We start from the raw sequence: 23,099 nt of genomic DNA on the forward strand, positions 1-23,099 counted from the left end.
GGCGGTGTTGATGTCCTTGATCTTGGTCAGCGAGTGGGAGTGCATCGCCATCGCGTTGACGGTCTTGCCGTCCTTCGGGTAGGTGATGCTGCCGGTGGAATCCATCAGGTAGTCCTTCAGGCCGTTGGCGGACTCGTAGTCCATCTCGATCACGCTGGATGAGACCAGGGTCGCGCTGCCGGTCGGCTTGGCGAAGATCTCGATCGTGAACTTGTTCTTGCTGAGCGCCTCGACGCTCAAGGGTGAGAACTTGAGCGAGAACTCATCGGTCGCCTTGGCACCGATGCAGCCGCCGCGGCCCATGTTAACGCTACCCTCGGTCTCCTGGTCGGTCAGGCGCAGGCCCTTGTAGGAGGGATTGAACCAGTCGAGGTCGAAACCGATGCCATCGCCGCGCCAGCCCGGCAGGCCGTCGATCGTCAGGGTGCGGGTCGCGCCCGAGCCGCTGTCCCAGTCGGAGAAGGTGCGGTTGCTGTATTCGTCCTTCCAGGTGCGGTTCGGATCGATGTACGGCGAGAACATCATCACCTCGCCCGGCATCAGCCGGAAGGTGGTCGAGCCGACCGAGGGCGAGGCGGCGGTGCCACCGTTGGTGCGCAGGGTCATGCCGAAGCGCTTGGCCAGGCTGCCGGTCTCCGACTGCTGGTAGAACATGGTGTCGAGCGGTGCCGGCTCCTTGGTCTGGGCCGTGCCGTTGCGATAGACCTGCAAGGCGAAGGGCACGTTGCCGAAGACCACCTTCAGTTCGTTGAACTCAAGCGCGACGTTGTAGGGGTTGTGGAGCGTGACCACCGGCGTGTAGAGCAGGTGCAGGAGGTAGTCGTAGGACGAGCCCGCGAAGTTCTTGCCCCAGGGGCCGTGGAGTTCGGCGTTGGATTCGTCGGTCTTGGTGCCGGGGATCTTCGGGGTGGTATCGCTGACCTTCGGGTAGTTATAGATGTCGCGGGTCAGCAGGCTGAAGACGACCTGGACCTTGGCGACGGTCGGCATCAGCACCAGGCCCGGCGGCGGATTCTTCTGGGTGGTGCCGGTGGCGCCACTATTGGGATCGGAGCCCTGCGCGGCCTTCCAGCCGCTGGGAATCTGCGATTTGAGAAGCGGCGCGCCTGCCAGGCTGGTGAGCTTGCCGGTCTGCTTGTAGACCTGCGCGAGCTGCTGCAGCGATTCCCAGCGCGGGTCGGAGGGCCCGGTGGTGCCAAGGCGGGAGTTGTAGACGTTCTTGCCCGCATACACCGATGGCAGCGCGCTGGAGTTCGCCAAGAGGTTGAAGTCTTCCTTCAAGCCGCCGGTGGCGACATCGGTGAAAATGCCGACCGAGTAGGGCGTGACGTCATGGCCCAGCGCCTTGAGCGAATCCCTGGTGCCGGAGGCGAGAGTCGTCGCGGCCAGCCCGTAGTTGAGGCGGGTGAGACCTTTCTCCACCGTGGCGAAATCCGGCGAGCCCTGGACGAAGAAGGAGCGCTTGAGATCCTCCAGCGCCTTGATCGATGATACATTCGGGCGCACGCCGGTGCCGAGCTGGGCGGTCTGCATCGCCTTCGAGTTCGCTTCCTCGACGAAGGGGGTGTTGATCCGGACCTTCACGCCCTCGTCCATCACCGCCCAAGCAAAGGCGCCGTCGCTGGCGCTGCCCTTGCTGTTCTTCGACCCCAGCTCGATGCGTGAGGCGCGCACGATGTCCGTATCCGGCACGGTGTTGCCCAGCGAGCCCTTGCCCCACAGCGTCGCGGGATTCTTCGGCTCCTTCGCAGCGAAATCGACATCGGCCCGTTCCGAACCCTTGCCGCTGGATGCCAGCCAGCCGAGGAACTTCTTGTCGCGCGCGGACTTCTCATACTCCGCGGCCGAGGGCGGGCTGGCCGGCTTGATTTCCCATGACTTCCACACCCCGGTCAGGTGCGGATTGGCGATCTTGCCATTGTCGCGGATGTCGGCCCGCGCAGTGACCCGCTGGTCCGGCCCCGCCTGCTTCTGCAACTCGCCCAGGGCCAGCATCAGGCCCATCCGGGCATTGGCCTGCGCGATCGCCAGCGCCTCGCCCTGGCCGGTGGCCCGCAGCGAGACCGTCGAGAGCGAAAGCAAACCGACCGCGAGGATGGTAAGCAGGACCATCAGCGACAGGCTGATCACCAGCGCGAAGCCAGGCTGTCGGGAGACACGTCGCCCCTTGGTTCGAACAGGGAATTTGGGTTTCATGGGTTCTAACGATTTGCCGACACCAAGGAACTTCGTGGAAGGAGCGCCCAGGGGCCGGGCTTGGCGGCTAGACCAGAGGCCACTCAAAGCCTCCGGTCCGCCGCCAGCTCCTCCCCAGGTGCGCTGGTCGATTGAATCTCTTCTGATTGATTCCGTTGAGACGCCTTACTGCGCTTTCACGCGCACGAAGAGCTTGGTCAAGGGAGCCCCGCTGAGCGTGACCGACATCGTCTGCACGTCGCCATTGGTCGCGCTGACCGTTTGGCCCGCGGTAGCGGCAGTATCCTCCGTCCAATCCACCAGGTTGACCGAGGTCAGGATCTTGTAGCTCAGACCGCTCACCGCCGGATTCAGTCGAACGTAGGTGAATGTCCCGGTGCTCCGGTTGAGCATCGTCTTGATCGGCTGAACCGAGCTGCCGCTGGATGGATTGAGGCCGAAGGCAAATTCATCGAAGTTGCTAACGCCGTCACCATCCGGATCACCACCGGCGGTCTTGTTCGACAAGCCGGGGTAGTTCGCGTTGATCCAGGTGTTGAAGTTCGAGGGCGAGCCAAGCGCCTGGACCTGATTGATGAAGAGCTTCTGCTTGTAGATCCGGACATCATACAGCAGGCCTTGGAAGTAGTTGCCGTAACCGCCATTGACGTCGTTCTGGCGGGCGCCCAAAGCCAAGTGCCTGCCACTGGCCATGTTCATCACTTGCCCCAGAGTGTTGACGTCGTGCGAGAGCAAGCCATCGACATAGAGTGAGCGAACCCCGGTGACTTCGTCCCACACGCCGGCGAAGTGGTGCCAGATCGGCGGGCTGTCATTGACGTTGATCTGGCTGCCGCGGCCATCCTCATTGCCAAGACCGCGAATCGTGAAGCCCGCAACCGGGTCAGCATCCACACGCCGCAACTGGTAGCCCACGCCATTCTCACCACCTTTCGCGACCCAAGGATTCCACGTTCCGGGGAAGCCTTTTGCCCAGAAGGAAATGGTGATCTGGCTCCGCGTCTGATCGTCGAAGGTATTCAGGTAACCCGCATCCGTCGTGGCGCTATTGGCGATCGACACCCCCACATTTCCGGCGCTCAGGTCGAGCGACTTGCCACTGAAGCCGGGAGGCACATCGGACGAGTAGGCGAGGAGGCCGGCGTTGTCACCCACGGCCACACCGTCATGCGTGCCGGCGGGAGTAAAGCCCGAACTGTCTGCCAGACTTTCTGCGCCGGAGACCCAACGACCGACCAGAGACAAGGCAGGATCAGCCATCACCACCGCCGACACGCTATATACCCGGGTGACTGCCAGATCCGATGAGGTAACGGTGTAGCTCACCGGGCTGGAGAAGTTTTGGGCACTGCCTGAGGGTTTATTGCAGGTGGCACCGGTGCTCAGAACGTAGGTCGGCGCAAGCGCAGTGACCGGAGTTCCGAAGGGAAGAGTCATCGTGATATTGTTGCCATCCATCTTGATGGTGGAGGGCAGGCTCAGATTGAAGGCGAGGACATTCGCTTCTGCTGCGGGTGGCAGCACCGGAGCCAGCGTGCCGGGAATCGACACATTGTCCAAACGCGTCCAGCCCCAGCCGCCCTTGTTGTAGTCGAGGAAGTCCAGGGTATAGCGCTTGCCGTTGTTCACATAAGGCGCAAGTTCCGCCTCGCTGAAGCTGCCATTGGCATAGTTGGGACCGTTGCCATCGCGGCGCTTGCTCAGGATGTAGGTATTGGTCGCGACATCACGAAGGGCCACGCCGGCAAAGCCACCGTCATCGATCGCGTTCGCCGGAATCGCCGACGGACCGAAATTCGGCGCGGCAAGGCTTCCTTGACCGCCGCCCAATTGGAAAGACAGCGGACCGGAGTTGTTCAGGAAGAAATCCGGGGAACGTCCGAAGCGAGTGCTCGCACCATCGGCGTTAGGACCTTCCGGAGTTCCAAGGCCTCCATTTTCCAACAAATTTCCAGAAATCGGCCAGATCTGCGTCCAGCCCTGGAGATCGGTATCGAAGTTGTAGGTGATCGGATCAGCCTGGATGATGTTCACCGTGTAGACCTTGGTGGTCGCATTCTCCGCGGTGATCGTGTAGGTCTGCGGAGTGCTGAAGTCCCGCACCGAGCCAGAGGGGAAGTTAACGTCCTCTGAGGCAAAAGCGGAAACCGTATAAGTCGCGGAAAGCTCCGTCACGTCCACATTGAGCGGCACATACTTGGTGATCGTATTGCCGACGATCTGTGCAGATGAAAGGCCGCCAACTTCAAAGCTAAGGATGTCCTTCGCGGCGCCCGGCGTCGGAATCGCGCTAATTGCGGAGGAATACGGGCCGCTGCCGCCACCATTGCTCCCCAGGACCTTGAACTGATAGGACACGCCATTGCTCAAGCCGGTCTTCACAAAGGGAATCTCCGTGACCACGTCGGTTTGCTCCGCGTTGGTAACGGTGTTCTTCGTCGACACGGTGTAGCTGGAGGCTCCCACCGAAGGCGTCCAAGTCAGGCTGACCTTGCCGCTACCGATTGTCGCCGCCAGATTTTGCGGTGCCTGTTGCGGAATCAGATCGAAGACCGCCTGTTGATCGAGGGTCTGGTTGTAGATCCGCACATCGAAAATCAGACCTTGGAAGTAAGACTCAAAGTTGGCTCCAGAACCCTGCCTTCCTCCCAGACCAAGATGCGTGGCGGCCGCAAGGTTCATCGATTGGCCTGAGGCGTTCGTCACCACATGCGATACCACGCCGTCCACATAGAGCGTCCGCGTGTTGGCTGTCTGATCCCAGACCGCAACGAAGTGATGCCACTTGGCCGGGTTGTCGTTGACCGCAATGCTGCTGCCGCCGCCATCCGCATTATCCAGGCCACGCAAAGTGAAGCAGGCACCGCTGCTGTTGGCGAAGCGGCGGACCTGCCAGCCGATGTTGTCTTCGCCACGCTTCGAAATCCACGGCGCCCAGTCACCCGGGAAGCCCTTGGCCCAGAAAGCCACACTCAGTTGGCCGGTCACCCCGCCATCGAAGGTGCTCACGTAGCCGGCATCCGCGGTTGAGCTGTTAGAAACCTGCACCGCGACATTTCCAGCCCCTCCAGCCCGAAGGTCCAAGGACTTGCCGGTAAATCCAGCGGGCACATCCTCGCTGTAAGCGAGCAGGCCGGCGTTCCCGCCGACAGCCACGCCATCGTGAGTTCCAGGCGGAGTGAATCCGGAGGTATCGGACAAGTTCTCGGCTCCGGAAAACCAGTGACCGATGAGAGCTGCTTTAGCACCAGTCCCGGTGCTAAAGAGCGCCGCTGCTCCAAGCGTCGAGGCAAACGCGAGGGATCTCAGGTGAGATCTGAGATGTTGAATTTTGTCTGTGGGTTTCATGGGTTGGGGACTGGAGATTTCAGGGCCTCCAGTCATGGGTATCGGCTTGATGGCGTGGGTCTCAGACCGATGCCCGCTCCTTGGGTTCAAAGGAGCGGATCCCTGCATTCAGGCGAATCGGATAACCCTCAGACTTGGGCGATCTGACTTCCCACAACCGTGACAGATACTGCCCAATCGGGCAGAATCCGATAGTCCCCAAAACGGGGACAAATGCCGCAACGCCGCGGCTTCAAGCCTCCCTCCACCCCGTGCAATAGCAACTTGCAGGCCGCTATCCAGCAGCGCCCAAGCTCAACCAAATGCAGCCCACAACGGGCTGATCAAGAGCGGAACTTGATGATCGCCTCCACCTTGCTGCGCACATGCAGCTTGATGCAAATCCGCTTTACGTAGGTGCGGACGGTCTCCATCGAAATGTCCAGTTGGTCCGCGACCTCCTTGTAGATGTAGCCGGACGCAAGCAACCTCAGGACGTCCTTTTCCCGCGGCGTAAGCTTCTCGTTCTCATCCTCGATGTCCTTCTCCGCGCGGAAGTAGTGCGCCACCTTTCTGGCAATGTGGCTCGAGAAAGGCGCGCCTCCCGAGTAGACGTCGCGGATCGCATTGTAGATGTCATCCGGCGTGCTCGATTTCAAAAGGTAGCCACTGGCACCCTCCTTCAGAGCCCGGAAAATGTTATCGTCCACGTCGTAGGCGGTCAGCATCACGATCTCCAGCCGGGGCTGCTTCTTTTTGAGATCGCGGATGCAATCGATGCCGGAAATCCCGGGGAGATTGACGTCCATCAATACGACGTCCGGATGGTAGGCTGGAATTTTTTCCAAGGCTTCTTCAGCCGAGGACACCGCGCACAGGCAGGTGATGTCCTCCGGCATATCAAGCATCTTGATCAAATGCTCCTGGAGACGGATGTCATCCTCCACCACCACGACCGTCTTTTTGCCGGGAATCATCGCTAAAATTGGGTTGAGGGAAGCTCAGACGAGCGGGGCTTCCAATGAAATTTCGAGGCCATCGTCTCCGAGCGGACGAATGTTGCACCTGCCCCGGATGGACGCCATCCGCTGGCTGATGCTCTCAAGGCCGAGACCGGTCTTACTCCTGTCACGGGTAATTCCAACCCCGTTATCCGCAATAATGATCTTCAATACGTTCTCATCAAGCCGGATCGTCATTTTGATCTCCGTGGCATGGGAATGCTTCAAGGCATTGTTGATCGTCTCCTTCACCGCCAGGCTCACGTTGTGCCGGAACTCATGGCTGATCGCCATGTTCTGGAATACCGACATCGCATCAATGCGGCAGCGAATCTCCGCGAGCCGGCAAAGCTCGCTGACCAGCCGACACAGGAAATCCACCAAGGCCTCGAAGTCATTGTTCTTCGGGTTCAGCATCCACACGGTCTCGGAGAGCGCCCCGATGAGTTCCCGGGACATCGCGGTGATCTGGCGGAAGGACGAGCGGGCTTCGTCGTCGCCGCTATTGCCCTCCCCATAGGCCCCTAGAAGAGAAATGTGCGAGAGCCGCGTGCCGAGGTCATCGTGCAGATCCCGGGCGATTCGCAGCCGCTCGTCCGAGATCATCTGCGCCTCTTGCAAATGCCGCCTGATCTTCCGGCGGATCAACTGCCGACCCACGAGCGTGGACAAGATCGTGATCGAGGCAGCCACGATGCCCCAAAACCAAAAGCTCTTCCAGTAAGGCCGCGGGACGAATACCGAGATCGCCGTCGTAGTCCCCAGACGATCACCGGTGATCGTAAGATCCTCAACCACAAACCGATACGGACCAGGCGGGAGGCGCTCGTAGGTTGTCGAAAAAGTCCCCCCTGCTCCCACGCTATAGGTTTCCTGCCACTGGACTTCCAGAACTTCACCCGGGGTGATTCGCGGCAGACCGTGGATATCCGAAGCCCAGTCCGCATGACCCGTGAGATCGTCATCCATGATGACGAGCACTGGCGACCCGCCCTTCCCTTGATCGTGATTCAGGTCATAGGCCATCGATGGGTGCGTGCCGGACTTGATCCAGAAATGCTCGAGCGGCGTCACCGGTTGACTGTCGGACATCAGAACCCGCGGCGGACTGGCGGCATCGCCCACCGACTTGATGTTGATCGCGGAAACCGCAAACACTCCGACCAGCGATGGAGGCCCCGCAGAGGTCATGGCGACGGAGAGATACACCGCATCCGCCGGAACGCCGAAGGTCTCCTTCCTGCTTCCGAAATCCGACTTCTCCACAGCCCCCTTCCAACCCTTGCTCCGACCTCCGACAGGGAAGGACAGCTGGGACAACTGATCGCCTCTCTCATTGAGGAAGCGGAGCATGAAGAACATTTCGTCGGTCCTCGCCGTCCAATCATGGTCGATCCCTTCAAGCTTGTAGCGGACCAAGGGAACCCGCGGCGTCACGAAAAAGGTCAGCGTGGATGCGTCGTTCGGCACCGTAATATTTGGCCCTTGGAGCGGGGTCGGCGAATGGTCGACGAAGAGTTTGATCGACGTCGCATCCGGTGCCCCCACCGCGATCTGGATACACGACAGGAGCAGAAGCGCCGCGCGGACAGCGGCTGTTAGATTGGAGTATAGCCGCATCGTCAGGGCTCCGGAAAGGGAACTTCGGAAACAGGCCGGGGTTCACGGCCTGAGGGCAACGGGTCTCAATCTAATTTTCCGTCCCTTTCTTGCCAAGGCTTCTCTCGGCAGTGCTGGCATCAGTGCAAGCTCGACGCCTCTCACTACGTCTATTCCCTGCCGTTTCCGCAGAACACCGGCGGCCCCGGCAGCACCCGTCCTTGACCATGGAAACCAGAATGAAATCCGGCCTCTTTCCCGCTCTCCTGCTTGCGGCGTTCGCGCCGTCCATGGCCACCGCAAATCACAGAGAACCAGTCGATTGCGTCAACCCACTCTCTGGGACGAATGGCGACGCGGAGTTCTCCCGGGGCAATACCTTGGCAGCCATCGTCGCTCCCTTCGGCATGACCACCTGGGCGCCTCAGACCGACGGCAATGCCGGTCCATTCTATCAGATGAAGCATACCCGCTTCGAGGGCATCCGCGCTACCCACCAGCCCAGCATTTGGATTCGGGACTACGGTGACTTCCTGATGATGCCCGTTGTCGGCAGCCATGAGGGCAGCAACAAGGACAGGGCCTCCGAATTCTCCCACAGCCGCGAGAAGGCTCTCCCCTACTACTACTCGGTCGTACTGGATCGCTATAAAACGACCCTCGAGCTCGTTCCCAGCGAGCGCTGCTCCTTCCTGCGTTGCGGTTTTCCTAGCTCCAGCGAATCGGCTCTCGTCTTCGATCTCGAAGGAGACATCGACGCCAGCTTCGACCCCGCCAAACAAAAGCTTCGCGGCGCAGCTCGCCACGTCACCTTCGGAGCCCCGGGGAATTTCGCGATGTACTTTGTCGTCGAGTTCGACCAGCCCTTCGAGTCGGTCGATGCCAAGAAGGAGAAGAAGCAGACCGCTGCTGCCATCCGCTTCAAGGCTACCGATGCCTCTCGTCCGGTAAACCTGCGCATCGGCACCTCGTTCATCAGCTACGAGCAGGCCGAGCTGAATCTGCGCAACGAGATTCCCGATTGGAACTTCGAAGCAGCTCGCGACCGTGCCAAGAGCGCATGGTCCAAGGAGCTCTCCATCGTGGACATCAAGGGTGCCACCGAGGCACAGCGCAGCACCTACTATACTGCCCTCTATCGAGCCTTGCAGTTCCCGCGCATGTTTCATGAGCCCGATGCCCAAGGGAAGATCCGCCACTATAGCCCATTTTCGAATGGCAAGGTCTTCGACGGACCGCTCTACACCGACAATGGTCTCTGGGACACCTTCCGCACCGGCTTCCCATTCTTTGTGCTCTATACCCCGGAGCACGGATCCCAGATCCTCGAGGGCTGGCTCAACGCTTATCGTGAGGGGGGCCGCCTCCCAAATTGGCCGAGCCCCGGCAACCGCCCCTGCATGATCGGTTCCCACAGTGATTCGATCTTCGCCGATGCTTGGGCCAAGGGTCTGCGCACCTTTGATTTGAAGGATGCCTATGCCGCGGTCCGCAAGAACGCCACTGAGGAAGATGGCGCAGGCTGGGCCGGGCGCGATCACCTCAACCAATACCTCGAGAAAGGCTACATCCCCACCGATTCGCGCAAGGAAGCCGCCACCTCTTGCACGCTGGAATATGCCTATGATGACTTCTGCGTGGCGCAGTTGGCCAAGGCCGCGGGCCACGCAGAAGACGCCGCCCTCTTACTCAAGCGTTCGCAGAACTACCGCAATGTCTGGGACGCCAAGACCGGCTTCATGCGGGGCAAGAAGTCAGATGGTTCGTGGCAGGAACCCTTCGATCCTCTCGCATGGGGAGGCCCCTTCGTGGAAGGCAATGCCTGGCAGTGGACTTGGTCCGTGATGCACGATCCCTACGGCCTGATCTCCCTGTTAGGCGGGACGGACGCGGCAGCCGCCAAGCTCGATACCTTGCTCTCGATGCCCACGACCTCCGTGCCCGGCAGCTACGGTCACCTGATCCACGAAATGCGCGAGGTAGAGTTCTCCAAAATGGGCCAGTATGCCCATGTGAATGAGCCCTGCCATCACGTCCTCTACTTCTACAACTACCTGCGCCAGCCATGGAAGACCCAGCACGCCGTGCGCCGCGTGATGGATGAACTCTACAATCCCGATGGCATGATCGGCGACGAGGACACCGGCCAAATGTCCGCTTGGTATGTTTTCAACGCCGCCGGCTTCTACCCCTTCTGCCCCGGCACTCCGAACTACCTGATCGGCAGCCCGCTCTTCGAGGAGACCACGATCCACCTCCCCGGCAACAAGACATTCACGGTCCACGCCGCAAACAACAGCCCGGAGAATCGCTACATCCAGTCTGCAAAGTTGAACGGCAATCCCTTCACCAAAACGTGGATCGCACACGACACGATCGTTGCCGGTGGCACCCTCGAATTCGAGATGGGCAGCCAGCCCAACAAGTCATGGGGCAGCGCCGAAGCCGACGCTCCACCTCGTGCGGATTGAGCCTGACCCACACCACTCTTGCGGATCGTTTTGACGACTCCTCGTCAATCCATGTGCCGATTCCCCGCCAATGGATCTTTCGCTTCTTCGTCCCAACGGGACGGCTCATACCAGCCCGGCACGAGGAACGAAGTGCCGGGACAATGCGCAGCGCCAATCGCGTCCTGAAGGGACGCCTCATGCGGGGTGCGGATACAACTCCGCCACCATCATCCCAGCCTCAATCCTTCAGCGACTTCAGCAAAAGCAACACCCCACGCGCCGGCACCGCCTCACGGAAAGTGATCATCGTCTGGCTCGCCTCCTTGCCCTTGGCCTCTCCGCCCCGCGTCTCGATCCGCGAGACATGGCCAATCGCATTACCGCAGGCATCGATCACCGCCGCACCGCTGGAGCCGGGAGCCCAATCGGTGGTAACGTTCAGGCGCAGCCTCGCGGCATCCTCCAGCTTCATCGCATCACCGGCATCGCCGGACTTCCAATAGAAGCGGTTGACCATGCCGGTGCTAAAATAACCCGCATGCCCGAAAGGCTCGCTATACAAGAAAGCGGCATCGCCCGGCACGATCTGGTCTTGTAGCGGCAGCGGCTCCAGCTCGCTGCCCTCGATCTGCAAGAGCGCCGCGTCCAACTCCTCGGAGGAGGCCAGCACGCGGTTCACGGCGTATACCTTCTCGTTATCGTCCACAGCCACGAGATAGCCCTCGCGCATCTCCCGGTCCGTTCGCACGCAATGATCGCAAGTCGCCACAGTGCCCTTGCGATCGACCGCATAGCCACCTGCAAGCCCAAGGTGCCAGTGATCGCAGCGCGGGCAAAGGTAGTACCATCCGATCCGCACAAAGCCCTTCCGCGCCCGCACTGCGACGTCTTGCGGAGAAAGCTTCTCGGTGTGCGGCGCGATGACCTCCACCTCGCTCTTGTCGGGAGACTTGAGCAAATCGAAAACCTTCTCGCGATTGAGCAGCTTGCCTGCGGCTTTCAACTCTCCTGCCTGCTTCAGGATTTCCTGATTCTGCTCGATCGGACCACCTCCCTCGATCGGCACCCCGGGTGCCTGACCGAAGGCCGGAATGGCGACGAGCGCGGCAGCAGCAAGCGGAAGGAGCGCGGGGAGTTTCATGACTTCACATCACTACGCCTTGGGCGGCGAGGGAGTTGCAGAAGCAGCACCCTCGCCTTGCCAAGTCTTACTCTTCTTGGGCCTCGGGAGCAGCCTGAGCCTCGCCGGTATCCGGTGCTTCACCGAAATCAGGCTCACCCCCAGCGCCAGCGGCCTCGCTCTGCGCATCCTCGCCGTCCGGAATAACGATCGCTACGTCCTGCAGCTTCTCGCCTTCCTTGAGCGTCAGGAGCTTCACGCCTTGGGCGACGCGGCCAGTCTCGCGGATCCCCTTCTCCCCGCCGACCTTGATACGGATGCTCTGGCCAGTGGAGGTCATGAGCATGAGTTCGTCCTCCTCGGTCACGGCAACGGCGCTGACGACCTTGCCCGTCTTCTCGGTGACGTTCATGGTCTTCACCCCCTTGCCGCCGCGGCGGCGGTATGGATAGCTCGTGAAGGCAGTGCGTTTGCCGAGGCCGTTTTCGGCGGCGACAAGCAAGGTGGCGCCTTCCGTAACGATAGCCATGCCCACCACCACGTCGTCCTTACCCAGACGGATGCCCGTCACGCCTGCCGTCGCGCGGCCTTGAGGACGGATCTGCGGAGTGCCGTCATCGTCGGCGGCCTCTTCCTCACCACCAACTTCTTCTTCGACGGCGTCCTCCCCTTCTCCGGGCTCACCTTGCGGCTTCTTGTAGACACCTTCGGTGAAGCGGATGCTCAGGCCGTTTCTCGTGACCAGGATGATGTCATCATCACCCGTCGTGAGATCGACCCCCATCAGGTCATTGCCTTCGTCGAGATTGATCGCGGTCAGACCAGCCTTGCGGTAGTTGCGGAAGTCATTGAGCGCCGTCTTCTTCACCTTGCCGTTGCGGGTGGCGAAGAAGATGAAACCGGCACCCTCACGGAAGGTGATGTCGTTGCCGTTCTCATCGGTCGCGCGCTCCAAGCGAAGCAACGCGGCAATCTTTTCCTCGGGCTTGAGGTCGAGCACGTTCTTGATGCTGCGACCGGTCGAGGTGCGCGAGCCTTCCGGCAATCCGTAGACGCGCTCGACATAAACGCGGCCCGTGTTGGTGAAGAACAGCAGGTAATCGTGCGCCTGAACGCTGAAGAGGTGCTCGATGAAGTCGTCCGCCTCATCCTTGGCGGTGGCCTTCGTCTCCATGCCCTTGAGGCCCTTGCCCCCGCGCCCCTGCAATCGGTACTCACTGGCCGGGGTGCGCTTGACGTAGCCGCGATGCGAAAGCGTCACGATCATCGCATCGTTCGCGATCAGCTCTTCCATCGCGATCTCGCCGGCTTCGGCAAGGATCGGGCACCTACGCGGAGTGGCGTACTTCTCGCGGATGGCGCGGAGCTCATCCTTGATAATGTTCAACACGCGCTCCTCGCGGGCCAGGATGTCGAGCAGGTCCTTGATGGTTTCGAGGATCTCGTCGTACTCGCCCTTCACCTTGTCACGCTCCAGGCCGGTGAGCTGATAGAGGCGCAGCTCCAGGATCGCATTCACCTGACGTTCGCTGAAGACGTAGCGATCGCCTTGCACGGCGGCTTGCGAACGGATCAGGATGCCGAGCTGCTCCGCCGTCGCCGTTGAGAAATTGTAGGCGGCAAGACGTTCGCGTGCCTCATCCCGGTTCTTGGAATCACGGATGATCTTGATGAAGTCATCGAGGTGACCCAGCGCGAGCAGGAAGGCCTCCAGCAGCTCGGCGCGCTCCTCGGCCTTGCCGAGCAGGTAGCGCGTACGCCGGATGATCACCTCGCGGCGGTGCTCGATGTAGGCGTCGATCGCTTCCTTGAGCGAAAGCTGCTTCGGGCGGTTCTTGTGAATCGCCAGCATGTTCACGCTGAAGGAAGTCTCCAGCGCGGTGAGCTTGAAGAGTTGCGCGACGACGACCTGCGCACGGGCATCGCGCTTCAACTCGATCTCGATACGGGTCTCCTCGTCGGAAAGGTCACGCATACCGGAGATGCCGGTGAGCGTCTTCTCATTCACCAGCTCCGCGATGCGTTCCTGAAGCACGGCGCGGTTGACGCCATAGGGAACCTCACGGATCACAATGAGCGACTTGCCGTTCTCGTTCTCCTCGATCTCCACCTTGCCGCGGAGGCGCATCGAGCCACGGCCGGTGCGGAAGTATTCCTCGATGCCACGAATGCCGCGGATCTCGCAGGAGACCGGAAAATCCGGCCCCTTGATGTGCTGCATCAGCTCCGGCAGCGTGATCTCCGGATTGTCGATCTGCGCGCAGATGCCATCGATGACCTCACCGAGATTGTGCGGGGCGAGGTTGGTCGCCATGCCCACCGCAATGCCGGTGCCACCGTTGACGAGGAAGTTCGGGAAGGCGGACGGCAGGACCGTAGGCTCTTCCTGCGAGCCATCATAGTTCGGCTGGAAGTCGACCGTGTCCTTGTCGAGATCCTCCATCATCGCCATGCCGAGCGGATGAAGCCGGGCTTCGGTATACCGCATCGACGCCGCAGCATCGCCTTCCACCGAGCCGAAGTTACCCTGGCCATCCACCAGCATCTCGCGCATCGACCACGGCTGGCCCATGTTCACGAGGGTCGAGTAGATCGATTGGTCGCCGTGCGGGTGGAAATTACCCATCGTCTCGCCGACGATCTTCGCGCACTTCACGTGGGCCTTGCCCGGCGTCACGCCGAGCTGCCGCATGGCATAGAGAACCCGGCGCTGCGAAGGCTTGAGGCCATCGCGGACATCGGGAAGCGCCCGCGAAATAATGACCGACATCGAATACTCCAGGAAGGAGTTCGAGAGTTCCTCGGCGACGTTGATCGGCTTAATCGATTCTTGAGACATGGGAAAGTCAGGAGTCAAAGGTCATTGGTCATTTGCGTCAGGCGAGACCGAACCTATGGAGCGAATGTAAGCGTTAAGGCGCCTCTTGAAGACGTCGATTTCGTGATAGAGCGAGCGTGCGGCATCTTCGGGAATCAGCTCCCGGCGTGCGGACTTCTCTATCCATGTTTGAGTTTCTTGTGCTGAGCCGCGAGAGTAGTAACAAAACTTCTGGTTCTCTTTGAAATGGAAGCGTCCATAGCCCTCGGCGATATTGGCCGCCATAGAGTCCGCCGCGCGGACCAATTGCTTCCCCACCGTGTCCTTGGCAAAAAACGGCCACGTTGCAACAAAGCCCCAAATGACTTCGCCCAATCGCATCGCTTCCCGGTAGATTTCCAGATCGTTGATCGAAGCGTTCATTGTTTTTCACCAATGACAAATGACCACTGACCAATGACCCAATTCAGACATCCAGGTTCCGCACATTCAGCGCGTTGTCCTCGATGAACCGCTTCCGCGGCTCGACGATGTCACCCATCAGGATGTCGAACATCTTGTCAGCTTCCACCGCGTTGTCCTCATCCAAACGAACACGAAGGAACTGGCGCGTCTCCGGATCCATGGTGGTTTCGAAGAGCTGCTTCGCGTTCATTTCGCCCAGACCCTTGAATCGTTTGATCTGCACGCCACGGCTGGCGATTTCGAGCACCCGCGAGAGCACCTCGGGAATGGAGAACAGCGAATGAATCTTCTGCTTCTCGCCATCGCCCTCGACCAGCGAGAACAGCGGAGTGTCGTCGTCCCAGAACTTCTGGGTATCGATCCCGCTTTCACCGAGGCGCGAGAAGATCTTCGCGATGGCGTGGGACTCGTGGAGTTCGTGCAAGTTCGCACGGCGCGAAGGGCCAGTATGCGCGGCGAGCTCCTCATCGCTGAGGTGCTCGTCGAAGAGTCGCAGGTCACGATTCTCCGCGGCATAGCCACGCAGGGCTTCCTCATTGGTGAAGTAGAGCACGTTCTCGTCGTTTCCGATCCGCACCCGCACCATGTACTCCGGCAGGCGGCCATCCTTGCGCGCGCCGAGGTAGTCCTTGAAGCGTCCCCCGTTGCCCTCGATCGAGCCCGAGTAGCGGGACAAGGAAGACAGCGACTCGAGGATCGTCCTCAATTCGTCCGCCGAGAAAGTACGAGACTCATCGTGCGTCCGCAGCTCGACTTCGCTCGCACCCAGATCGATCAGGATCCGGTTGAGCTGGTCATTGTCCTGCACATACTCCGAGCGCTTCTTGCGGGTCACCAGATACAGCGGTGGTTGCGCGATATAGAGGTAGCCGCGCTTCACCAGCTCCGGCATGTGACGGCAGAAGAAGGTCAGCAGCAGCGTGCGGATGTGCGAGCCGTCGACGTCGGCATCGGTCATGATCACCACCTTGTGGTAGCGCACCTTCTCAATCGTGAAGGAACCATCTTGGTCGCCATCGCCAATCCCCGCTCCGATCGCGGTGATCAGGTTCTGGATTTCCTTGTTCTGAAGCGCACGGTGCAAGCGGGCCTTCTCGACGTTGAGCAGCTTGCCGCGCAAGGGCAGGATCGCCTGCGTGCGGCGGTCACGGCCCTGCTTGGCCGAGCCACCTGCGGAGTCACCTTCGACAATATAGAGCTCGGACTTCGCCGGATCACGCTCGGAACAGTCCGCCAGCTTGCCCGGCAGACCACCACCGGAGAGCGCCGACTTGCGCACCGTTTCGCGGGCCTTGCGGGCCGCCTCGCGCGCACGCGCCGCATTCACCGACTTCTCGATGATCCGCTTCGCGACACCCGGATTCTCTTCGAAGAACTGCACCAGCCCCTCGTAAACGATCGATGAAACCACGCCTTCGATCTCCGAGTTCACCAGCTTGCCCTTCGTCTGCGAGGAGAAGCGCGGACTCGGCATCTTCACCGAGATCACACACACGAGGCCTTCGCGCACGTCATCACCAGTCAGAGCCGGATCCTTCTCTTTGAGAATCTTGTTCGCCTTCGCGTACTGGTTGATCCCGCGGGTCAAGGCAGTCCGGAAGCCGGTCAAGTGCGTGCCACCGTCAGCATTCGGAATCGAATTCGCGAAGCACAGGATCTGGTCGTTGTAGGAGTCGTTGTATTGGAAAACGACATCCGCGAAGACATCCTCCTGCGACTGCTTGCCGTCGTAATCGATCTCGATCTGGCGCTTGCCGTTGAGGACCACCGGTTCCTCGTGAACCAGGGTCTTGGTGGCCCCGAGTTCATTCACGAACTCCACAATACCCCTCGCATAGAGGAAGGACGTCTTGCGTGCCGACTCAGGACGCTCGTCCTCCAAGTCGATCGTCAGGCCAGGATTGAGGAAGGCCAGCTCCTTGAGCCGGGTCGACAGCCGGTCGAACTTGAACTCGATCGTATCGACGAAAATCGTCGCATCCGGGAAGAAAGTGATCGTCGTTCCCGTGCGCTTGGCATCCACCTCGCCAACCACATGCAGCGGGTCTGTGGTCTTTCCGCGCTCGAAGGAAATCGCGTGAACCTTGCCATCGCGAAACACCTCCGCCTTGAACCAATCCGAGAGCGCGTTCACGCACTTCGCGCCCACCCCGTGCAGACCGCCGGAATACTTGTAGGCACCCTGCCCGAATTTGCCGCCCGCGTGCAGGCTCGTCAGCACCAGCTCCACCGCCGGAATCCCGAATTTCGGGTGAATGTCCACCGGAATGCCCCGGCCATTGTCCGCTACCGAGATCGAGCCATCCACGTGGATCGAGACCTTGATCCGGTCGCAATATCCCGCCAGGTGCTCGTCGATCGAGTTGTCCAGCACCTCGAAAACGCAGTGATGCAGGCCGCGCTCATCGGGATCGCCGATATACATCCCTGGCCGCTTGCGGACGGCCTCCAAACCCTCGAGTTTGTCGATCTGGGCGGCACCGTATTCCTGCTCGCCGCTGACATTGGTTTCGGCCTTTTCAGGCTCCTTATGCTCTTCGGACATGGACCCGCGGAGGGTCTGAAATCCACGCCCCGGAGACAAGGCCGATTGTTAAAAAACCCGGCTTATTTTCCGCTTAACACCCCCCTCACAACTCACCTGAAATCAGGCGGTTGCAGACCCGGAAAAACCACAACTCAGATCCCCAGGCAAGCCAACTGCCATTTGAGCAAAACCTCGTCCGGCTGGCACTCGCCTTCAGCGATCGATTCGATCGTGGAGCGCGGCGCAATCAGCGAGGAATCGATGTCCAATTCCGCCGCTTTGCCGTCGCGCAGAGAGATCAAACGGCCCACCCGCGCATCGAACTCCGCATCACGGCGGCGGCGCAGCCCACGCGGCTTCTCCGGCCATTCCTCAGGCTTCCGGGAGCGCGCCGCATCCAGCACATCAGTCAGGCGCTTGCGGCGGTCTGGACGGTAGTGCGGCGGAATCTCGATCCGCTTGCCGGAGGCAAGGCCAAGGCTCCAATCGATCAACTGGCGGTTGGTCACCACCATGAAAGACGGCCGATCCCAGGACGAAGCCTCGGCATCGCGCCATTCCCACAGCGCCCTCAGGAAATTCAGGCCCCCACGGTCAAGCCGACCGGACCCTTGGATCCGCCACGGCTCGTCGCGACCCTCTTCACGCTCCAGCACCTTCAGGCGGGCGGCCTCGCAGCTCTCGACGAACCACTCGAAGCGCCCCTTCTCCTTCAGCGCCGTGCTGATCTTCTCACCCATCGGCAGGAGGTAGCGCACGTCATTGAGCGCATACTCCATCATCTTCGCGGACAGCGGCCGCTTGCCCCAGTCCGCCTTCTGGGAGGACTTGGAAAGGACCACTCCGAAATAAAGCTCCACCAAATCCGCCAAGCCGAAGCGCCGCACGCCTAGCAGCCGCGCCCCGATCTGCGTGTCAAACACCACCGGCGGCAGCGACGCAAAGCTCCGCCGCAGCATCGTCATGTCGTAGTCCGCGCCGTGCATCCACACCGTGCGCTGCGCCAGGAAGGCCCCCAAGGGAGCCAGATCCTCGATCGCCAGCGGGTCGATCAACGCATCATCCCCATCACAGGAATACTGGACCAGACAAAGCGATTCCCGGTATCGGTGCAGGCTATCAGCCTCCGTATCGATGGCACAAACGGCATCGGGAGACGGCCGGGAAAGCAGTGAAACGAGTTCCGTGGAGTCGCTGACCAAAGGAAGGGAAGACATGACCCTGGGGGAACCTTCAGACGAAAGGGAAAGCTCCGGAGCCCTGATCGCGGACTCCGGAGCTATTGTCGAATTCAAAAATCCAAATCATGCTGGACCTTGCACGGCCTCACTTGAGCGTGACAGCAGCAACGACCACCCGCAAGTCCGGAAGCGGAGCCGAGGGATCGGCAACCGGATTCACGCTGCGCAGAACGGTAAACTCCCGGGTCAGGGTGATCGTGGTCAGCGGTGCTGGCCGCGGGACCAGCGCCACCGTCGAGCCGTCCGCCGTGTCGACGACCTTGAGCTCGATGTTCACATCCTTGGTGATCGTCTCGGTGCGCGTGGTCATTTCCCAGTCCGTGCCGATCTTGAGCTTCACCCCCTTCTTCTTGCCCTCAACCGCTTGGAAGAAGGCATACTTGAGAGTGTTGCCAGTCCGGGGACGCAGCGGCACCTCGAAGACCACGTGGTTGTCGGCATCAAGGAAAGGCGCCGCAGGGCCGGTCGGCTGGGCGTCCGGATCGATGATCTCGTTCGGCACCTTCGTCGTCACCTTGTTGAACAGCGCCACCAGACCCAAAGCAGGAGCGGAGGGATCCGTCGTGCGCGACTGGAACTGCTCGCGGGCACTGGCCTGGATATCTTCGTTGGTCGGGAACTGGTAGGCAAACTCCTCGACGTTGGTCATCGAGTCGTGGTCGACGTTGCCGAATGGAGTCAGATCACGCTTAACCGTGCCGGCTGGCAGCGCGATCTGGGCATATCCAGTGAAGGAATCCACAAATTCGACCTTGGCGCGGAAGTTGCGAGACGAGAAGTCACCCGAAATACCGCTGCTGAACAGATTCCGCTGATACTCAAGATCCATCACGCCCTTCTGGCCGACATCGAAGAAGAACGGCGGCAAGGTGTACTGCTGCGCAGTCGGGGTCGGCAAGAACACTGGATTCTGCGGCACCGTCGGCGGGAACAGCAGGCGTTCTTCGGATTCATTCAGGATCGAGAAGAAGATCAGGTCGCCGGGGCGAACCACCGTCCGGTCGTTACCCACCCAGCGGATCTTGTTAATCGTCCGCGGGTCCATCTGGTAGACATCCTTCCGCCAGGTGCCGCTCGTGAAGCGGAAGCCACCCCGGGTCCGACCAGCCAAGGTCACGGCTTCCAGGTTCGGCACGATCGTCACCGGAATCGCCACCGGATTCAGATCAGGAGTCCCGAGGCGCGGGTAGGTGAAAACGTAGGTGCCGGGGATGATCTCCTCGTTCATCTGCTTCAGGGCCGCCTCATTCGGTGCCGTGGAGCCTTGAGTCGTATTGATGCTGGTCGGCACCGGCATGCCGTCCACCAGCGCCGTGCCTACATCCAGGGCCACATTCAGCGTGGTGTCATTGCCGTTGGCCACGCGCTCGGTGAGCGTCACAGCACTACCGAGACCGCCGATCGCGTAGACCGAGTTGACCGCGGCGTTGGACGCCAGGGCCGAGCGCAGGTTCTCCGCCCATTGCGACCCCACCAATCCAGCCTCGACATTGTAAGTGATCACCAACGGAGAGCCTACGATATCCACGCCAGTCACCGTCGCCGTCATGGTGCCCGGGAGGTTCACATTCCCCAAGGCCTGCACCGTTTCCACCTGGCGGACCGAACCGTAGGGACGGTTCAATTCGTAGCGGGATTGGTCATACTGGACCACCAGCGCCGTACTGATGTCGAAGAAGGTGATGACCGAGTCATCGCGGAAATTCGCCAGCGGCCGCGGCATCTTGGACGGCGGAGCCGAGTAAAGCAGGCAGAGCTCGGGACGGCCCGGCTCGACCACCAAGGCGGGAATCACTCCCGAAACCGACCAATACTGGTTGTCGTCGCGCACCCCGTCACGGTCCACGTCACCGCTCGCAACGAAACCGGTCGCACCCAGCGGGCAGGGCGGAATGTTCGAGGGCGGGAAGAAGAAAAGCTGCGGGTCCACCACGCAGGCACCGTCGAGAATCACCAAACCATCCCGCAACAAGACGTTCAGGTTACCCCGCTCAAAGCGGGCGGTAAGAGGAGAAGTCTGGTAGAAAAGCTTGTCCGCCGAGAGCAGCATCACGATGTCCGCGTGAGCTGCGGCGGCGGACGCGAAAAGGGTTGCGGCGGCAATGAGACTCCGGTGGGTTTCCATGGGCAAAACCTTCCGCCTGCCCTGTCCTTTGACAAGGCAATTCTTGGCGCAAACAACCACCTTCACGGAGTCTTCACAGACGCCGTGCGGGTCCAAGAATGCATCGTGAATGCTATGTCACACATGACGCGCTAGCGCAAGCCCCGAAGCAGCAATTCTGCGTTCGTTTTCGTCGCCCGCAGATTCTTCACCAAGGTGTCAATCGCATCCCCCACCGGCAGCTGCGCGAGCTGTCTGCGCAGGTCCAGCACCTTCATGAACTCGTCGGGATGATACAAGCGGTCGTCGTTGCGGGTCCCGCTCTGCGGAATATGAATCGCCGGGTAAACGCGGCGCTCGGCCAGCTCCCGATCCAGCCGGACCTCCATGTTGCCGGTGCCCTTGAATTCCTCGAAAATCACATCGTCCATCCGGCTCTCGGTCTCGATCAGCGCCGTCGCCAAGACGGTCAGGCTCCCGCCCTCCTCGACGTTCCGCGCATTTCCGAAAAACTTCCGCGATTTCTGCAAAGCCGCCGGACTGACGCCCCCGCTGCCGATCGGGCCGCCTTGGTTCGCCGAGTTGTGACCACGCGCCAAACGCGTCAGGCTATCCAGCAGCAATACCACATCCTTGCCTTGCTCCACCAGCCGGCGCGCCCGCTCGATCACCAGATCAGCGACCTGCGCATGGCGCCGCGGCGCTTCGTCGAAGGTGGAGGCATAGACCGTGGTTCCCACCGTCTCCTCGAAGTCGGTGACCTCCTCGGGCCGCTCGTCCAGCAACACCACAATCAATTCAATCTCAGGATGATTGCGCCGGATCGCCTTCGCGATCTGCTTGAGCAGAATCGTCTTGCCGCCGCGCGGCGGTGCCACGATCAGGCCGCGCTGGCCCTTGCCCAAGGGCGCCACCAGATCCAGAACCCGCACGCTGACGGCCTCGACCCCCTCGCCCTCCAGGACGATCCGGCGATCAGGAAACAGCGGGGTCAGTTTGTCGAACTCCTTCGGCACCTTGTATTCGGCCGCCGGAATCCCCTCAATCTCAAGGACCTCCGAGGCGGAAAGATACTTGTCCCGGTCGCGCGGTGCCCGGATCCGGACCTTCACCCGGTGGCCAGCCCGCAAGCCGTGATCCCGCAGGAGATGGCCATTCACATACAGATCGTCCGGGCAGGTCCGGAAGCTCCGCGCCGGATCACGCAGCATCGCGTAATTCTCCTTGGCTTGCTCCACAATGCCCTCGCCGATCAGGGTCGCCCCTTCATTGGCGTAAAAGCTCAGCAATTCGAAAATCAGTTGGGTCTTCGGCGCACCCGCCGTGATCCGCGCAGGCACGGCCTCCGCCATCGCATGCAGCTCACCCAAGGACTTGAGCCGGAAGGCATTGATATCGATGATCTGGGGCTGGGGGGCCGCCTCCTGCACCGCGGCGGCGGGCGTCGTGGTGGCAGTCGGATCGGCGGGGAGCTCAGGGAGCTGGGTGTCGTCGCTCATGATGGCGTGAGATAAAAGGAAGCGCCGGATTTGCGCTTCCAGCAGGGCGGCCGGTCCTTCATTCCAGAAGACATGATCGGCCCGGCGGAGCTTTTCTTCCTGGGGCATCTGGGCCGCGAAAATGGCATCGATCGTGGTATCGTCGAAACCGTTGCGTTTCCGCAGACGCTGGCGGCGGGTTTCCTTGCCGGCAGCCACCAGAAGATTGGCTTCCTGACCGAGGTCGAATCCGTTCTCGAAGAGAAGCGGGATGTCCGCGACAAAGAGGGCCGCCCCCACTCTGCGGGCGGATGCCGAAGATTCAAGACATTCCTCGCGGACCCGCGGATGCAGGATTCCCTCGAGTTCCTTCCGCGCCGCGTCATCCCCGAAGACCTTGCCGCGCAAAACTTCGCGCCGCACCGCACCGCTTTCATCCAGCACCTCGGCTCCGAAGCGCTCCGCAATTCTGCGGGGAATTTCTCCCGCAGTGGCGAGCAGCCCGTGCACACAAGCGTCGGCATCGAAAATCACCGCCCCCGGGCAAAGTTTCCCGAGGATCTGGCAAGCGGTCGATTTGCCGCTGGCGATCCCACCGCTCAGGCCGAACACATGCACGCCGCGAAATAGCCCCCCACTGTCTGGCGGGCAACCGGGAAGTGCACTCGCCCTCATCCCGCGATTTCAAATCTCAAATTTGAGATCTGCCTCCAAACAAAAAGCGGGCGGAAGGTCACCCTTCCGCCCGCTTGGAATCATTCGGCCTTAGC

General features: G+C 60.9%; 13 protein-coding genes. 2 read left to right on the forward strand and 11 right to left on the reverse strand.

Going from position 1 to position 23,099, the window contains the following annotated elements:
- The 4 genes from BV071_RS13935 to BV071_RS13950 all read right to left on the reverse strand — a co-directional run.
- On the reverse strand, window positions 1–2,196 hold a 2,196-nt coding region (locus BV071_RS13935; protein ID WP_265594423.1), incomplete at its 3' end, for a hypothetical protein.
- Between the two features lie 165 nt (window positions 2,197–2,361).
- Window positions 2,362–5,397: a LamG-like jellyroll fold domain-containing protein gene (locus tag BV071_RS13940; RefSeq protein ID WP_265594424.1), complete on the reverse strand. Its 3,036-nt coding sequence runs from the start codon at window positions 5,395–5,397 to the stop codon at window positions 2,362–2,364.
- A gap of 470 nt (window positions 5,398–5,867) precedes the next feature.
- Complete coding sequence (locus BV071_RS13945) at window positions 5,868–6,500, reverse strand: response regulator transcription factor (RefSeq protein WP_035608159.1); 633 nt, start codon at window positions 6,498–6,500, stop codon at window positions 5,868–5,870.
- 24 nt (window positions 6,501–6,524) lie between these two features.
- On the reverse strand, window positions 6,525–8,144 hold the full coding sequence (locus BV071_RS13950) for a histidine kinase (protein WP_035608161.1): 1,620 nt from the start codon (window positions 8,142–8,144) through the stop codon (window positions 6,525–6,527).
- A gap of 206 nt (window positions 8,145–8,350) precedes the next feature.
- Between BV071_RS13950 and BV071_RS13955 the strand changes: the two genes are divergently transcribed.
- Window positions 8,351–10,594, forward strand: a complete 2,244-nt coding sequence (locus BV071_RS13955) for a GH92 family glycosyl hydrolase (RefSeq protein ID WP_075090914.1) — start codon at window positions 8,351–8,353, stop codon at window positions 10,592–10,594.
- A 220-nt stretch (window positions 10,595–10,814) separates the two neighbouring features.
- Here BV071_RS13955 and BV071_RS13960 read toward each other — a convergent pair whose 3' ends face one another.
- The 7 genes from BV071_RS13960 to rho all read right to left on the reverse strand — a co-directional run bounded on the left by BV071_RS13960 (window position 10,815) and on the right by rho (window position 22,350).
- Window positions 10,815–11,717: a serine protease gene (locus BV071_RS13960; RefSeq protein ID WP_035608166.1), complete on the reverse strand. Its 903-nt coding sequence runs from the start codon at window positions 11,715–11,717 to the stop codon at window positions 10,815–10,817.
- Between the two features lie 67 nt (window positions 11,718–11,784).
- Window positions 11,785–14,535, reverse strand: coding sequence for a DNA gyrase subunit A (gyrA, locus tag BV071_RS13965; protein WP_052573344.1), 2,751 nt, complete (start codon window positions 14,533–14,535; stop codon window positions 11,785–11,787).
- 21 nt (window positions 14,536–14,556) lie between these two features.
- Window positions 14,557–14,937 (reverse strand): four helix bundle protein, encoded by a 381-nt coding sequence (locus BV071_RS35410; RefSeq protein ID WP_035608168.1) that lies wholly within the window; start codon window positions 14,935–14,937, stop codon window positions 14,557–14,559.
- A 43-nt stretch (window positions 14,938–14,980) separates the two neighbouring features.
- On the reverse strand, window positions 14,981–17,524 hold the full coding sequence (gyrB, locus tag BV071_RS13975; protein WP_035608171.1) for a DNA topoisomerase (ATP-hydrolyzing) subunit B: 2,544 nt from the start codon (window positions 17,522–17,524) through the stop codon (window positions 14,981–14,983).
- Between the two features lie 134 nt (window positions 17,525–17,658).
- Window positions 17,659–18,723 (reverse strand): ribonuclease D, encoded by a 1,065-nt coding sequence (locus BV071_RS13980; RefSeq protein ID WP_035608173.1) that lies wholly within the window; start codon window positions 18,721–18,723, stop codon window positions 17,659–17,661.
- A gap of 109 nt (window positions 18,724–18,832) precedes the next feature.
- Window positions 18,833–20,872, reverse strand: coding sequence for a hypothetical protein (locus tag BV071_RS13985; protein WP_265594425.1), 2,040 nt, complete (start codon window positions 20,870–20,872; stop codon window positions 18,833–18,835).
- A gap of 131 nt (window positions 20,873–21,003) precedes the next feature.
- Window positions 21,004–22,350 (reverse strand): transcription termination factor Rho, encoded by a 1,347-nt coding sequence (rho, locus tag BV071_RS13990; protein WP_052573361.1) that lies wholly within the window; start codon window positions 22,348–22,350, stop codon window positions 21,004–21,006.
- Window positions 22,351–22,380: 30 nt separating this feature from the next.
- Here rho and BV071_RS35415 point away from each other — a divergent pair, with 30 nt between their 5' ends.
- Window positions 22,381–22,959, forward strand: a complete 579-nt coding sequence (locus BV071_RS35415) for a hypothetical protein (protein ID WP_265594426.1) — start codon at window positions 22,381–22,383, stop codon at window positions 22,957–22,959.
- Window positions 22,960–23,099: the final 140 nt, after the last annotated feature.

The sequence above is a fragment of the Haloferula sp. BvORR071 genome (assembly GCF_000739615.1).
In the GTDB taxonomy this organism is placed as follows: Bacteria; Verrucomicrobiota; Verrucomicrobiia; order Verrucomicrobiales; family Akkermansiaceae; genus Haloferula.

Coding starts and splice junctions, on each gene's coding strand:
- BV071_RS13945 (WP_035608159.1), bottom strand. CDS start 6,500: ATGATTCCCGGCAAAAAGACGGTCGTGGTGGTGGAGGATGACATCCGT.
- BV071_RS13950 (WP_035608161.1), bottom strand. CDS start 8,144: ATGCGGCTATACTCCAATCTAACAGCCGCTGTCCGCGCGGCGCTTCTG.
- BV071_RS13955 (WP_075090914.1), top strand. CDS start 8,351: ATGGAAACCAGAATGAAATCCGGCCTCTTTCCCGCTCTCCTGCTTGCG.
- BV071_RS13960 (WP_035608166.1), bottom strand. CDS start 11,717: ATGAAACTCCCCGCGCTCCTTCCGCTTGCTGCTGCCGCGCTCGTCGCC.
- gyrA (WP_052573344.1), bottom strand. CDS start 14,535: ATGTCTCAAGAATCGATTAAGCCGATCAACGTCGCCGAGGAACTCTCG.
- BV071_RS35410 (WP_035608168.1), bottom strand. CDS start 14,937: ATGAACGCTTCGATCAACGATCTGGAAATCTACCGGGAAGCGATGCGA.
- gyrB (WP_035608171.1), bottom strand. CDS start 17,524: ATGTCCGAAGAGCATAAGGAGCCTGAAAAGGCCGAAACCAATGTCAGC.
- BV071_RS13980 (WP_035608173.1), bottom strand. CDS start 18,723: ATGTCTTCCCTTCCTTTGGTCAGCGACTCCACGGAACTCGTTTCACTG.
- BV071_RS13985 (WP_265594425.1), bottom strand. CDS start 20,872: ATGGAAACCCACCGGAGTCTCATTGCCGCCGCAACCCTTTTCGCGTCC.
- rho (WP_052573361.1), bottom strand. CDS start 22,350: ATGAGCGACGACACCCAGCTCCCTGAGCTCCCCGCCGATCCGACTGCC.